Origin of the sequence: Dorea sp. OM07-5, assembly GCF_003481355.1 — a bacterium.
Classification (GTDB): Bacteria; Bacillota; Clostridia; order Lachnospirales; family Lachnospiraceae; genus Dorea_D; species Dorea_D hominis.
The window spans coordinates 56399-70691 of the sequence record NZ_QUKZ01000009.1 but is presented as its reverse complement, the minus strand read 5'-3'; the positions used below and the strand labels follow the sequence as shown (position 1 = coordinate 70691).

Below are 14293 nucleotides of genomic sequence, written 5' to 3'. Positions count from 1 at the left end.
ACTACCTCCATAATATCATGTTTGCATATTTCTTAATTCATACTATATCATAACAAAATGCAGAATAGTATAGAAAAAATAACAAATTACCATACTATTCTGCTGTAATATTTATCCTACAATTTTCCAGTTATCGTCCTTATGAAGCACAAGCTCATACTGTGAGATTTGTGTCATTTTCGACTTGTTATCCAGATATTTCACTGACACACTGACTTTGAGGTTATCGCCGTCTTTGGTAAAGACAGGGTTTACCAGTTCCGAAAATACATAGTCGCCGGAAACAGGAGCAAGCACTCCGTCTTTGACATAATAGGCAAGTTCTTTTTCCGTAGCTGTCGGATAGAGCTTAAAGAATGTTTCCAAGAAAGCGGTAGCGTCCTTGACAGTATCGGAGCTGACACTGACATCTGTTTCCTGTGCTTTCGGTTCATACTTTGATTTCTGCACTGCCGGAGCAAGGGTAGGATTCTGGGTAATGACCATTGTACCGTCCTTATCCACATGAACGGTCACGGTGTAGTTTTCTGTGACTGCCTGTGTCTGTTCTCCCTCTTTTACCTGCTGATCTACTTCGTAGGCAACGGTAAAATCGTCCGTTCCAGACTGTTCTACATTCCAGACCAGCACATTTGTAACCGTAACACTGGTTGGTATGTCCGTTCTGATGGTATCAGCGTTCAAGTCCTGTAATTCTTTGGTAAGGTATTTACTGATTTCCGTTGTTCTTGCTTCAATGGCTTCCTTGCTGGTATCCCATGAGTAGTAGGCTTTCGCAAAGTTCTTGACGAAATTCTCAATACCGTTGGTATCGTTCAATCTTAACTGAATGATTTCTTTTTCATGTACCGTGTGGGTGTCAATGGCGGTAAAGTTCTTATACACACCAAAGCTGGTGCTTGCCAGAAGCACCGCCCACAAAAGCAGAACAGATTTCTTATGTGTACCGACTTTCATGGTACGCACCTTCTTATTCTTAGGTGCTTTCTCTGTTTTTTCTTTTTTCTTAAACATATTTCAAGTCCTTTCTATTGTTTGATTCTTCCGGCACAAATGATGTGCTGTTGCCAGTAGGCAGAGGTCAAATCGGTATAGCCGATTGGATTTCCGGCATGATACATCTGATTGTTTCCGACATAGATTCCTACATGGGTAACATAGTCACTGGTATTGTAGGTGGAATGGAAAAAGACCAAATCGCCAGCCTGTGCCTGTGACAATGGGATATGCTGGGTTGCGTCATACTGTGCCTGTGCGGTTCGTGGCAGGCTAATTCCGGCTTTTCCGTAGCACCACTGGGTAAGACCAGAACAGTCAAAAGAGGTGTTTGGGTTACTGCCACCATAGACATATTTCCAGCCTTGATACTTCAACGCTTCATTCATAACCGCCTGTACCGTTTCATTACTGAACTGTTTTATGTTCAGATATTGGTTGACCAGCTCCACATAAAACATATTCCCGTAGTTATAACGCCAGCCACCATTTTTACTGACTGCTATCGGGTTCGTATAGGTCACTTTTATACCGCCGGATTTATTCTTTGCGAAATTCTCTGCAAGGTTGAAGCTGTGCTTTTTCCCGTTCTTCGCCACATAGTCTGCATAGCCACCACCATAGTTATAAGATTGAATGACCACGTCAATGTCATTCATACCTTTGGCTTTACAGGAAGAAAGCAGGGACGCAAAATATTTACATCCCTGCTTAATGGATTCTTCCGTACTTAATGAGTTTGGCGGTAGTCCCAGACTTTCACTGGACTGCATGACATCGGTAGCCGTACCGCCACTTTCCACCTGTATGATGGCAAGCAGGACGTTCACATACTCCAAGATACCGTTTTCTCTGGCGTATCTTTCTACTATCGGCTGATGTTTGAGGACATCTGCTGACAGGTTCATGCCAGAGTAGACCGCCGAATAGCTGTTAGCGTTGTCATCATCTTCGCCGGAAATCAGTATCCCGAAAAAGAGGACGATGGAGAAAAGGACAGGAAATATCGTACCTATGATAAGGATACGCTTTAATCTCATTTTTTCCGTCCTTTCTCTGATGGCTTCCTAACAATTTTACGGTTTTGTTTTTGATTGACCTGTGTTTTCTGTACCGTTGATTTTTTCGCATTGTTGGTGGTTTCTGTTACTTTCGGTTGGTTCGTTCTGACAACAGGTGTGACCTGCTGTTCCTGTCTGATATTGGTTCGGACAGTTTCTTTTCCAACTTTGACTTCTGCATTTTTTATCACAGGGGAAGTAGCAGGACGTTTCCTTTCCGGCTTTGCAACCGTATCTGCCTGTGCAGGTTTTGGAACAGGTGTGGCAACAGGGCGTTCATGGCTTCTGGTAGCTCCGACTGTCGCTGATCCATTCGCATGAACATTCTGTCTTGCTTCCTGTGCTTTCTGTAATTCCTGTTTTTTCTGTGAGATATTTTCCCTATGCAGATTGCGTTTCTGTGTACGCTGTTCCTGTCGGTTTTCCCGTTCTTCTACAATGCCACGCTTAAAGTCAGATACATTATCCTTTGCTTTCTGTTTGGCAGAATGGACGGCATAACCAGCCTGTGTCGGTAAGTCTTTCACATTTTCTTTCAGAGAAGAAGCACTGTCACGGACTTTATTTTTCGTATCCATCACAGCACCTACCGCAGAACCGATACGGCTTCCCATGGAAACCTCATTATTCCTTTGTGGTCTGGCTGGCGTATTTTTATGTGTAGAACGAGAGTGATTATAAGCAGAACCAGCGACTGCACCAGCACCAGCTCCGACCATACTTCCTGTACCCACAGCCCTTGCAAGTCGGCGTTCCATACGTCTTGCCCTGTGTCGCATGAACACCATCGGTCTACGGAATATCCGGCGACCTATCTGCTGGCTGTCATTGGCATTAAGGCTGAACATACTCATTAGTTCTCCGAGTTTCATGTAGATTCCGGCAAAACAGATTATCTGCAAAAACGCCACCATGAAGAACGGATAGTCCGTGGAAATGTTGTAGAACATACTGGAAATCGAAAATGCCACGGTCACAATCAGCGTAATTCCGGCTCTTGTCATAATGGCGTTGAACACACGGACAACTGCCTGTTTCGCCATGTTCTCATAGGTCGGTATCATGGACAGTAAAAAACTGACAGGTAAAAACATGGCATATATGATAAATAGTATCTGGGAAAATAACATCATGCCGGTAAGCAGGAAGATAAAGATTGTGATACCGAGATTGAAAATGAGCAGGAAGAACACCATACCCAGACGGTTGACGACCTGTGGAATGGTAAGGTTGTCATTGTCGTTATCTTCAATCTCTGTTTTGACAACATTTTCCCTTGTTTCTCCATCTTCGTCTGACGGACTGGCAGATACCAGAGCTTCCACACGGTCAGCCCCGATTTCTTCGGTATCACTGTTCCCGAACTGTAACAACAGCCACGGTTTTTCTACCTGTATCGAAAACAGGCTGTCACGGATAAGGTCTACGCTGTCTTTCCCTTTGCTTTGTGAATCGGGGAGCATGATTTTTGTCCCCAAGTCCAGAGAAGCGGTGCTGATGTCCGAACTGAAATCATTGATTTTCTGGATATAGTTGGGAGCATAAGCAATAAAGGACGCAGACACAATGAACACCATCACAAAGTTGATAACAGCGTGAAGTGCCTTGCTTGTTTCCCGTTTGAGAAGCCCTGTATAGGCGATATAAACACCTACAATCAGAATGATAATGAGCAGGAATCCCACATAGAATCCACTGCTGGAAAATCCGTTTTCGGTCACTCCGGCAAGTGTCTGGATACTTTTCCCGATACTGTCAGCCATGTCATTGATAAAGTCCAGCTTATACGCCTGTTGCACCACATATCCTGTGGCATTGCTAAGATACAGGCTGATTGTCCAGACAAAATTTGTGATACAGTAAAGCCCGTACTGCACCGATTTTCCAATGCCGTCCAGCCAGTTCCACGGAAGCCATGACCAGCTATTGTCCACATAGAAATCAAGCTGATAATTGGAAAGCGGATACTTTGAATACAGGTTGTCTGCATTGACCGTATCATCGACCAGTCCAGACGCATGAGCTACTGTCCCAAGCAGGGACAGCAGTACCAGCGTGACGGTCACGGCAAGCAGAACCAGTTTCAGTACATGGAATACCTTTTCTTTTGTGACAGATTTCATCATTCCAAATCCACCTCACTTTTTATCGGCGGTCTGGTATCAAAGGCATGAAGCAGTTCTACAAAGACAGGGTGTATCTGTACCACACCCACACGCCCGTATAAATCCTGCATTAAACATTGTCCGTTCTCCAAATCCCTCAACCGTTTCTGGTTGTTTTCGTCCTCACTGTCCAGTCCGAAAAACTCTAAGGTCTGTTTGATTTCATTGGTATCTGTGGAGCGGAACGCAAACTTTAAACCGATGTTATTTTTTAGGCTTTCTTTCGATACGTCCCCAGAGGATTGTGTCACGAAATAAACTCCGGCGTTCATGGCTCTACCAGCACGCACCAGCTTATTTGAGAGGGTTTCGCCCTGTGCCACATTTAAGAACGCCCATGCTTCATCAAGGTCTACAATCTTAAAAATGCTTCGGTCTGAATGGATAAAGTCTAAGGCAAAGGTAGATATTACAATCAACATTGCCACCGATAATAATTCAATGGTCGTGTATTCGTCAAAAGTAGTATCTTTATCCGGCAGAACCAAATCCGCAACCTGTATGATATTGAGCTGGTTATCCAGACTGATAGTATTTTTCGCTGTTCCGTCTGAAAAGAGCAGGTGTGCAAAATCATAATTTGTAAAACTGTCAATATGATTTGCGATATGGTTTGCAATAGGCGTATTTTCTTTCCGTAATTCTGTGATAACATTTAGCAATCCTCTTTGTTCACTTTCTGATACTTTGCTGATTGCACTGATAAGCACAGGGAACTTGTCTCCATCACGGGTTGAGATACCTGTTAAAAATGTTAAAATTTCTTTTGCCAGTGTAGCTCCGTCCTCTTTATCTTTCATAATTACAAACGGGTCAAGAAGCCCTGCATTTTCCTTGTCGCTGGTAAGATTTACAATGTTGATTTCCTCTGCAATCTCCGGCAGTGTTTCTTTCCAGTTTCCACGCTCACTTTTCGGGTCTAGGATAACTGCCTGTCCCCCGAACAGGACGGAATAATACACCAGCAGGTTATTACAGAATGATTTTCCACCACCAAGCGAACCGACAAAGGCAGAAGCCAACGCATTTGTGACCGTACCTTTTATCCCTTGACTGGCAAGGGACGGTTGCAGGTAGACATTTCTTCCTGTATCCACGGAATATCCGATATAGATTCCTGTATTTTCTCCCAACATCTGGGTAGCACCGAAACCAAGTCCGGCTAAAAAATCGGATTTCACATACTGGATATAATCATTGATATAACGCTTGCTGGCTGGAAGAAATTCTCCATGCAGTCCCATCATATCTCCGGCAGGGCGTACCAGCTTCACGTTCAAATCATCGTAAAAATCCTTAACCTCATCGCAACGGCGTTTCAGTTCGTCAAGATCGGGTGCAGACACCCGTATGACGTAACTTAACTTATACATACTTTCCTTGCTCTGGTCTAAATCTGTTTCCAGTTCATCGACACTGTCTAAGGCTTCCACCACATTTGAACTTGTTTCATTTCCGGCTTGATAGGCGTGATTGTCCAAGTCTTTTAATTCCTTTTTCTTGTTGCGGACAGTGGTTAATGCTTTCTTATTTCCCACAATCTCAACATTCATGGAAGTATCCACAGGGAATGTGAACTGCTGTTGCTGGAAATAAAAGATTTCCGATGATGGGAAGTCCAGCTCCCCGACAATGGCATTGACCGTAAAGTAGGACACATAGCTTTCGCTGTCCTCATGTTCCAGACGCAAATATCGCTGGCTTTCTTCCACCACACAACGGGTAGGACGGATAAGGTCATAATACTTAATCAGTGTTTCCCTTTTTAATTTTCTTTTTGGCAGAGGATACACATAATCTTCATAGGCTATCCCGTCCCTGCCGTAGAGGTGTTCCATCAGATACGCAAAGTCTTTGGCTTCCAGTCGGCGGATTTTGAACCTACGGGAGATTTTATTTTCCAATAACTTCTCCATCTTCACATAACGGTTGATTTCATCATTGCTCATGGAAACAAAGTCATTCATCAGCGTGTGTCTTACCTCGTTCAAAAACTCACGGAATGTCAGAAATACCGATTTTTTGATGTTCTTCAGATTGACTTCGTCCTCTGTGACCATGAGCTTGAATCCCAGAAAGAAACGGTAATCAACTTGATTGTCGCCTATCATGGATACAAGGGCTTCGGTCTGGTCGTCTATCTTTTGGATTGCTATCTCATGGAGCTTTCCAGTGACCAGCTTCTTTGACTGTTCCTGTATGCTTCGGATTGAACTTTCGGTTGCAATCTGCAACGCATGAATCTTTCCCTCACGGGACTGTGCGATAAGCTGACGGAAGCTGTCATGCACAAGGTATTTCTGTTCTGGGGATAAGAATGAATAATTGTACGGTATCAGCTCATAGTAGGCGAACACCTCATTGTCCTTATTCCAGACAAGGTTATTGTCGATATATTTAATCGGGAACATAGGTCACACTCCTTACTGCCGTGATAGTTTCCTCAAATTTCTGCTTATGCAGGTTCACGGCTTTTCCGGCATAAGTCACTTTGGGACGCAGAGCATACAGCACCATCGTCTTGATGTAACTGTATGGCTTTTTCCCGTCAAAGGTTTTCTGTGACATAAACCATGTGAGGGCAACGGGAATCCCGAAATATTTTAAAAATGCTCCCTCAATCATGGAAAGTGGCGGTACATCTGCAAACAGAATGATGATAAATTCCGTCAGTACAAACCATGTAATCTGGGTAAAGGTTACAGGGAATGGCAGGTTTACATCATTGATGGCATACAGTACCTTTTCCACGTTCCAGATACTTGTATAACTTCGGATTTTCTTCACTTGTAAATGCTCCTTTCTTCATTTTCATAACAACAGGGACAGCCGGATTTCCCAGACTGCCCCCAAGAGAAAAGCTGACAGTAGCACCAGTGGCGGTGCTGATCTGCCAGCCCTTAACGCAGTACCTCACAGATACCAGCGTTTGTTGCAATAAATGTCCCCTCTATATCGAGGTCACGCCCGTAGGCTTCGTAGTCGATATAGTTCTGTAAAGAGGACGGGATTTCTCCGAGTACCTGTTCTTCATCAATCAGATAGTAGGCTAAATCGGTCATCGTTTCACAGCCGGAATACAGAATGATGTCGTCTTTATGCTCCACCAGTTCTTCCAGACTGCCATAATAGGATACAAAACTGTCCAAGTCGTCCAGCAGGTAGTCTGGTAATTCTTCCAACTGCTCATAGATACGGTTCAGTTCTTCGATGGAAGTATATTCGCTAATCTCCATAGGGAAGTTGTCCGTATCGTGGATTGCGTATTCTTCGTACTCTGCATTTAAGCCGATACGTTCTGCAATCACTTCTTCGTCCAACGGAAAAGAGAACCAGTCCCCGACCAGTTCTCCCTCATTGTACTTGCCAAGATTGGCTATATAGACTTGCATATCATCAATCATAAGCGGTTCACTTCCTTTCACTCATTGTATTCATAAAATCTGCCATGCACACATAAGAAATGTTCTGATGTTTTTTTCATATCTGAACAGTTCCGATGGTATGTAATACTGCCAAGTCCGGCTTCCAGCTCTTGCAGATTTGAAAACCATTCTCTTTGAATTGCAGGTATATCTTCGGGTGGAATTTCACTCTCCGAAATTGCAAGGCAGACATTGTTTAACAGGTCAAGGTCTGTATCTTGCAGGATTTCAAAAGGAAAATCATAATCACTGATAAGATAACGGTCACTGTCCGGCGGTAAGCCAATGGATTGTTTTAATGCTTCTATGTTGCAGGGAAGTGTAAACCATGCACAGCCTGTATCTTTTTCCTGTTCATCAAGATTGATAACAAATACTTTCATTTCTGCCATAAGCAATACCACCTGTCAAAGTTTAAACATTCCATTATTGCAGACAGCATAACGTCCTTTTTCGTCCAGTTCATGGGCGTAGGCTTCCAGATTAAAATATTTCTTTCCCTTTTCGGAGAGAGCAGAAAATTCAATGTTATGCTCCAAGCGGTAGCGGGCAACGTCCATGATGTTGTGACACTCTGGATAAAACAGAAATTCTTCTGATTTCTGCAATAAATCCTCTACACCGCCACAATAAGGAATCAACTCTTTGTATGCCTGCTGAACTTCTGGCGATAAATCCGTGTAAGCAAAGTATAGCTTGTTTAATCGTCTGACAGAAGTTGTCCTTACAATGTCGCCAGCAAAGGGGAGCTTCATATCTATAATCTGATAATCATTGCTGTCAGCTTTCACGCCGAGCAGGTCACGGAACAGCTCATAATCAATGGGTAAATCAAACCAGCGAGAGGTTTTATCCTCTGCTGATTTGGTCGTTTCAATCAATACGCTACATTCTTCCATCGTAATTCAGTCCTTTCTTCTAATTTTGAGTATGAAAAAAGCAGTCGATCATAACTGAAAGACTGCTTAACTCTAAAACAATATTAAAGCGTTTCTTCTTTTAAATTCTGACTCAAAAGGGATTTTAACTCTTTTACATCATTTTCAGACAAATCATTTTGATTAACAAGAACCATTTCATTTTTTATTGTTCTGATATATATGTAATTTCTGAAAATCCCCCAACATTTAAAGGCGTTCCAATGATTAGTCCCGTTACCGATATCAGAACTAACTGTAATACCATCGGTATCAAAACAATATTCACGTTTTCCCGAAGTCAATTTATTATCCATCTTTGAATGAACAATATTTATTACTTTTTTCTGAAATGTGTTAGCTCCGTTTATGATAATCCAGATAAAGAAAACCGAAAATAATAATCCAATAATACCATATCCAATACGACTATTCATAAAACAAAGAATCGTATATATTAACATTATGACAGCCATCACAGACGATAACCCTGTTGCAAATTTACGTTTCTTTACATTTTTATCACTGGCTAAAACGATTTCTTTTAAAATATCTTGTTCTTGCTGTCCGATTTCAATACTGTATCTAACCATAATAAGAATCTCCTTTAAACATTTTAATGATATTAGTATATTACCACATATTACCACAAGTTTGTGTTCAAAATGTGGGATTCTTAATTTTACGCTCCAATAATCTTATTAAATAACTGTAACAATACGTCTTTTACGCCGGACGCATTGAATACAAGACCAACGGCGACTAAGGCAACTACCAAGAATCCGATAAGTTTGGAAAACTCACGCTTGAATCCCAAGTAGATTCCGATAACAACAATCGCCATCAGCACAAGGCTCTGTGCGTTGCTTAAAAACCAGTTATAAAGGTTCTGTCCAAAATTCATGCTTTCTTTTCTCCTTTCAGTTCCATCATTTTTCGGTCAGACTGTCTGCCAGCCTGTAAAATACACATGGCAATCACGCCAACTGTTCCACCTAAAGAGAAGAACAGGAAGTCAAATAATAATCGTTGCATTTTTCAATTCTCCTTTTCTAAAATTACATCTTCGGTTGATGTGGTCTGTTGTTCGATTATCTTGTAGTGCTTTTCCGTCAGTTTCGTGGATTTACGGATTTCTTTCAGATAATCAATCCCTGTTTTCGCTGTGATTGTTTCCAGCATTTTGAGTGTCGGGTCAACCTGCCGTTGAATCCAGCGTAGGGTTCTGTCCAGTGTGTAAGGTTCGGGTTTGGTCGTGAGCTTTAACGGCTCTCTGTTTTCCCCGATGAACCACGCCCAGCGGACAGATAATTTCCAGTCGCTCCGTTTCTTGTCTGCTTCCTTATCCACAAAGCGTACATAACGGTTGATAATAGAAAATGCCGTCCGTTCAGCGTCATAGTAAGTCAGCAGGTCACGGACAGCATAATAAGCACGTTCATTTTTTAACCGTATTTCAAATCTGTTTTTTATCGGTGCTTCCTCAATGGGAATCCCAAGTTTGATGTACTGCTCATAGCTTTTTTCATAAACACAGAAGTACACCTCACTTTTCAATGAGCCGATATAAAGCGTATACCCCATACCAGCCTTGTCCTGTTCCTCATGCTTGACCAGTTCGCCGGAAGCATAGGACTTAAAGGAACGGAACACCGATACACATTCCTCATTCCGGCATTTTTCGGTCAGTTCTGGAATATCTAACATTCCCGTATGGTCATTGATGGCAAGGTCAAGACGTTTCATCACACCGCCGTCCACCAGAGCGTCCATAAGGAAGTCATACCAGCTCCGTTCCTGTGCCAGCAGATAACTTTCAAACTGGCGACAGCCTTTTCCTTTCAGTTCCAGCAGGACACCTTTTTCTTCATCGGGGGAAGTATATACGAAAATATCTCCAATGTAGTAGTGTTCCGTGTAGCTGTAATGCCCGAAGTCCTCATGTATCATGTACTGGATATTGAGCTGTAAGATGTCCTTAATGATGTGTCCAATATCCAGTGTCGGAAACCGTATCCTCACATAATCAAACAGCATGGTAAGCGGTGCTTCTGGATTGAATTTTTCCAGAGCTTCCAAAAGTTTCACTTTCATTTCTTCTGTGACCGCCACCTTGCTGGATTCGATACGGCTTAAATGTTCACGGCTGATTCCAGCCATGACCGCAAGTTTCGTCTGGGATACACCGTACTGCAAACGTTTGTCTGCAAAATCCTGTATCCACTCTGTATCATTCAGTGCGATACCCCCTTTACGAAAAAACTGTGACATTTTTTATCCGATGTCACAGCAGTAAAAAAAGCTACCAAACGCTTGATTTCAGCTAAGAATCGGTAACTTTTGTGTATGTTTCCTTGTGATTTGTGCCCCTCTGTTAGATACCGAGGGGCTATTGTCTGCTGGCGTGGCTACCGCCACACCAGCAAGGCTAGTCCGTACCTGTGGCTTTCGCTCCGCACGCCACCTGTCCGTCCTGCCTTATGTGTGCAATCAGTCCATTTCCAGAGTAAATTTTTCTGGATTGTCCACAATATTGTATGTGCCGTCTATCTGCTTCTCCTGCCGATAGGAAAAGCGAAATGCCGAGTTGCCGGATTCAGCGTCTTTCTGGTTCTTGTAGACCGTAACAGAAAGTGCGTGGGGAATCTGAATATCATAACTGAAACGGACACTGTGAAAAGAGTTGTCCCTGCATTTTTCAAATATTTGTTCCGCACATTTCTGTTGATCGGTCACGACCAAAGTGTTGAGTATGACCGACACCCGTAGCTCATAATGGTTATCAGAGCCAGAGCCAGACGAAGAAGATACGTCCATCTGTCGTCCCCATTGCAGGTAAAACAGGATTCCTGCCAAGAGCAGAAGTATAGTGATTACTATAATTATTGTCCGTTTTCTTATCATTTTAATTTCCTCCGTACACCTGTATTACAGTACAAGTGTAGAGCAAAACAGCTTATTTTTCAATACAGCTATATTTATAATTTGATTAAAAGACGAGGTAAACAAAAATGACAGTATACATGGATTTAGAAAATCTTCTCAAAGAAAAGAATATCAGTAAAAACAAAGTCTGTGAAGCCTGTAATTTACAAAGGACACAGCTCAACAACTACTGCAAAAATAAAGTAACCAGAATCGACTTCTCCATCTTAGCAAAGTTGTGTGAATATCTGGACTGCACACCTAATGACATCTTGAAATTAAAGTAAGGCTTCGGATTGTTCCAGAGCCTTTTTTTCTGTTCTCCTTTCTGCAAGTTCCCCAATCGTACCTAAGAAATCATAGCCTTTGGGTACAAGGGGAGTGTAAAATTCCGATATGACGCTTGTTCCCACATCACAGTATCCACGCCCTTTGATTTGCTTCTGGAAAAACTGCTTTTTCACATCACTTCCAAAGAGCATACCGTAGCCGAGTTCACTCATGCGACCGAGCCCCACACGGAAATTAAAGTTATCTCTGATACCGTCCCCGAAATACTTTGCGTCTGGACGCTGGCAAGCTACAATCAGAAAGTATCCAGCCTGTCTGCCAAGCATGACGATTTTCTTTAACTGGCTTAACAGGGCAGTGCTTTCCTTTGTCGTGAGCATTTCCAAGAACGCCACATATTCATCAAAGATAAGGAACTGTGGAGCAAGCCCCAGATAGGCATAGTTTTCCCCTGTACGGTAGTTCGGGTGCAGTTTCATTTCTTCCGAGCGTGTGACCATGCTCTCATAAAAGGCATTGACGCAGTCAATCATATCGTCTTTCGTGTGGTAGACATTTCCCATGACCGTTCCCAAGTCTGCAAGGTCAGCGTTCTTCGGGTCAAGAATGTATAAATCCGCATTGGTTCTAAGCAGGGCTTCAATGATGGTCAATAGAAAATATGTCTTTCCACCACCTGTACCACCGCAGATAAGGGCATGGGGAAGTGAATCGTATTCCCACACCAAATTTTTCATTAACCGCAGACCACCATTTTCGGCAATCACTTCATCAATCGAAATACGGTTCGCTATCATATCATAGAGCAGGGTGTATTCGATGTATCCGTCATGCAGTGTTTTGTCAGTAAGTTCACAGTACAGCCCCGATTCCAGCTTATCCTCTAAGGACAGGAGCTGTTCTTGATATTTTCCCATTGTGATTTCACACAAAATATGCAACAATCCATTGTCCATCTGATAATAGATTTTCGGAAACCACACGATTTTTTCTCTTGATCTGCTTTGCAGGTCAGTGAAAAAACCGCTGTCTTTGGTGTTTTCCGCTTCATACCATTTATTTTCCAGCACCATACGAGCCAGTTTTTGTCGGTGTAACAACCGCTTGATACGGTCATATCCGTAACGGTAGTAGAGAAAAACGACCAATGCACAAACACCAGTCGCTATCAGAACCGTAATGGAATTGTAGGCAGTCCATGTGATTCCGGCATGGAGCAGGTTAAAATCTTTCCAGTTGGTAACAAGGAGCTGTCGCAGGTTCAGTAGCAGGAATACCGCAACGAACAGGAGCAACAACCAGCCGATACAGAAATGATAGACCAGTGATTTGTCACTGGCACGAATCCTGTTACCTTTAGAGTTTTTCCATACTTTCATATAAACTCCTTTCTTTGGACGTAAGAAAAGCAGTTAATCATGTAGACTAACTGCTTTGTGAATATAAATATAAAATTATAAAGGCTGATTTTTTAATTCTGTATTACTCATCATATTTGAGCAAATAAAGCAAATCGCTATATCCCGATTTCATAAGTAATTGTTTGAAACCAGAAAGCACTTCTTCTTTTGTATAATTGTTGTTTTCCAAAAACTGATTATCTTTTTCACTAAGGTACTGATAAAAAAGAGCCACCGCCATTACTTCGTTTTTGTTTGTATAGTCAATGCTATCTAAAAGTATGTTCTCTGCTTCGTTAATCTGTCCTAAATCAATCATATTAAGAAAAATTTTCAAATTTTTTCCCGATACTTCATACTTGTTTTCTTTTTCAAGTTCAACAGAAACATACTTTTTCCCAAAGGCTAATGAAAATAATACTCTCACCATTTCTTTTATCATTCGCATGATGTAATCTTTTTCATCGGTAAAATTCATTTTCCCATCTCCTTAAATGTTGGTTTAATTGTTTGGAACATATAAGCTAACTTATAAAACTTGAAGTTGTCTGATTAGCAATTATCTTTTGCAATTTATAACTGCATCAAAAAGAATACCAGTACACTCGAGAGTATTGTTACTGTCCCCATTATGATAAACATCATGGAAGTAAAACTTTTTGAAATTGGTCTATCAACATAACACTTTTTAGGATTGTTTGGATTATAATAAACTGTCATCTTACTGTTGATAGGCCACAACTGCTCTGCAAATTGACGTAAATTTGCAATAGCTCCAGTTTTTACATGTAGCCATCCTTTTTCATCTTCATAGACTTCTGATTTCATCGGTACAGGTACTCCTGATAGTTGCGTTGTTATAATTCCTCGAAATTTTTTCTTTGCTTTATAACAAGTTCCATTCACAAAGTACTCAACGATTGGGTACACTCTTCCATTTCCAGGAAACCCATATTGTTTAACAATACCGTCTGTCTTTTTTGTACACAATTTATTCTGTCTTTTTACAATGATATTGAAAGTAACTCCTAGTAGAACTAATATTACACCAAGACCTCCAACTGTCATCAATTCTAACCATGCAATTTGTATTTCAGCCATAGTTTCATCACC

General features: G+C 41.8%; 17 protein-coding genes. 1 reads left to right on the top strand and 16 read right to left on the bottom strand.

All coding sequences use genetic code 11. The annotated features are described in order from the left end of the window. Nucleotides 1-111: 111 nt before the first annotated feature. The 13 genes from DXC04_RS10185 to DXC04_RS10120 all read right to left on the bottom strand — a co-directional run bounded on the left by DXC04_RS10185 (nucleotide 112) and on the right by DXC04_RS10120 (nucleotide 11468). Entirely contained in the window at nucleotides 112-1014 is a 903-nt protein-coding gene (locus tag DXC04_RS10185) for a conjugal transfer protein (RefSeq protein WP_118327222.1), read from the bottom strand. A gap of 14 nt (nucleotides 1015-1028) precedes the next feature. Continuing rightward, nucleotides 1029-2036, bottom strand: a complete 1008-nt coding sequence (locus DXC04_RS10180) for a bifunctional lytic transglycosylase/C40 family peptidase (RefSeq protein ID WP_118660944.1) — start codon at nucleotides 2034-2036, stop codon at nucleotides 1029-1031. Further along, nucleotides 2033-4183 (bottom strand): CD3337/EF1877 family mobilome membrane protein, encoded by a 2151-nt coding sequence (locus tag DXC04_RS10175; RefSeq protein ID WP_118660943.1) that lies wholly within the window; start codon nucleotides 4181-4183, stop codon nucleotides 2033-2035. Before DXC04_RS10175 ends, DXC04_RS10180 begins: the two co-directional genes overlap by 4 nt. Further along, nucleotides 4180-6633, bottom strand: coding sequence for an ATP-binding protein (locus DXC04_RS10170; protein WP_118660942.1), 2454 nt, complete (start codon nucleotides 6631-6633; stop codon nucleotides 4180-4182). Before DXC04_RS10170 ends, DXC04_RS10175 begins: the two co-directional genes overlap by 4 nt. Beyond that, a complete protein-coding gene (locus DXC04_RS10165) occupies nucleotides 6620-7009 on the bottom strand; it encodes a conjugal transfer protein (RefSeq protein ID WP_005611098.1) in 390 nt (129 codons plus the stop codon). Before DXC04_RS10165 ends, DXC04_RS10170 begins: the two co-directional genes overlap by 14 nt. Nucleotides 7010-7122: 113 nt before the next feature. Further along, nucleotides 7123-7626, bottom strand: a complete 504-nt coding sequence (locus DXC04_RS10155) for an antirestriction protein ArdA (RefSeq protein ID WP_055158607.1) — start codon at nucleotides 7624-7626, stop codon at nucleotides 7123-7125. A gap of 17 nt (nucleotides 7627-7643) precedes the next feature. Then, nucleotides 7644-8039, bottom strand: a complete 396-nt coding sequence (locus tag DXC04_RS10150; protein ID WP_117458680.1) for a hypothetical protein — start codon at nucleotides 8037-8039, stop codon at nucleotides 7644-7646. Nucleotides 8040-8054: 15 nt separating this feature from the next. After that, nucleotides 8055-8546, bottom strand: a complete 492-nt coding sequence (locus tag DXC04_RS10145) for an antirestriction protein ArdA (RefSeq protein WP_117458681.1) — start codon at nucleotides 8544-8546, stop codon at nucleotides 8055-8057. A gap of 83 nt (nucleotides 8547-8629) precedes the next feature. Then, the gene (locus DXC04_RS10140) at nucleotides 8630-9157 is read right to left on the bottom strand and encodes a YcxB family protein (RefSeq protein WP_005334889.1); all 528 of its coding nucleotides are present in this window, start codon (nucleotides 9155-9157) and stop codon (nucleotides 8630-8632) included. Between the two features lie 89 nt (nucleotides 9158-9246). After that, on the bottom strand, nucleotides 9247-9468 hold the full coding sequence (locus tag DXC04_RS10135) for a hypothetical protein (RefSeq protein ID WP_004844214.1): 222 nt from the start codon (nucleotides 9466-9468) through the stop codon (nucleotides 9247-9249). Next, on the bottom strand, nucleotides 9465-9599 hold the full coding sequence (locus tag DXC04_RS10130) for a DUF3789 domain-containing protein (RefSeq protein WP_005611092.1): 135 nt from the start codon (nucleotides 9597-9599) through the stop codon (nucleotides 9465-9467). The genes DXC04_RS10135 and DXC04_RS10130 overlap by 4 nt, the downstream gene beginning before the upstream one ends. Before the next feature lie 3 nt (nucleotides 9600-9602). Then, nucleotides 9603-10835 carry a MobT family relaxase gene (mobT, locus tag DXC04_RS10125; RefSeq protein ID WP_117980761.1) on the bottom strand — a complete coding sequence of 411 codons (1233 nt, stop codon included), beginning with the start codon at nucleotides 10833-10835 and terminating at the stop codon, nucleotides 9603-9605. Nucleotides 10836-11054: 219 nt separating this feature from the next. Continuing rightward, nucleotides 11055-11468, bottom strand: a complete 414-nt coding sequence (locus DXC04_RS10120; protein WP_118324637.1) for a hypothetical protein — start codon at nucleotides 11466-11468, stop codon at nucleotides 11055-11057. A gap of 107 nt (nucleotides 11469-11575) precedes the next feature. On the opposite strand from DXC04_RS10120, the gene DXC04_RS10115 reads away from it, so the two are divergent. Further along, nucleotides 11576-11776, top strand: coding sequence for a helix-turn-helix domain-containing protein (locus tag DXC04_RS10115; RefSeq protein WP_005334884.1), 201 nt, complete (start codon nucleotides 11576-11578; stop codon nucleotides 11774-11776). Here the strand turns inward: DXC04_RS10115 and DXC04_RS10110 are convergent. From DXC04_RS10110 to DXC04_RS10100, 3 genes are all read right to left on the bottom strand, one after another. Beyond that, nucleotides 11768-13159: an FtsK/SpoIIIE domain-containing protein gene (locus DXC04_RS10110; protein ID WP_118001316.1), complete on the bottom strand. Its 1392-nt coding sequence runs from the start codon at nucleotides 13157-13159 to the stop codon at nucleotides 11768-11770. The genes DXC04_RS10115 and DXC04_RS10110 overlap by 9 nt on opposite strands. Before the next feature lie 103 nt (nucleotides 13160-13262). Continuing rightward, nucleotides 13263-13658 carry a DUF6483 family protein gene (locus DXC04_RS15710; RefSeq protein ID WP_008704173.1) on the bottom strand — a complete coding sequence of 132 codons (396 nt, stop codon included), beginning with the start codon at nucleotides 13656-13658 and terminating at the stop codon, nucleotides 13263-13265. Between the two features lie 95 nt (nucleotides 13659-13753). Beyond that, nucleotides 13754-14281, bottom strand: a complete 528-nt coding sequence (locus tag DXC04_RS10100; protein WP_117819228.1) for a DUF3592 domain-containing protein — start codon at nucleotides 14279-14281, stop codon at nucleotides 13754-13756. Between the last annotated feature and the right edge of the window lie 12 nt (nucleotides 14282-14293).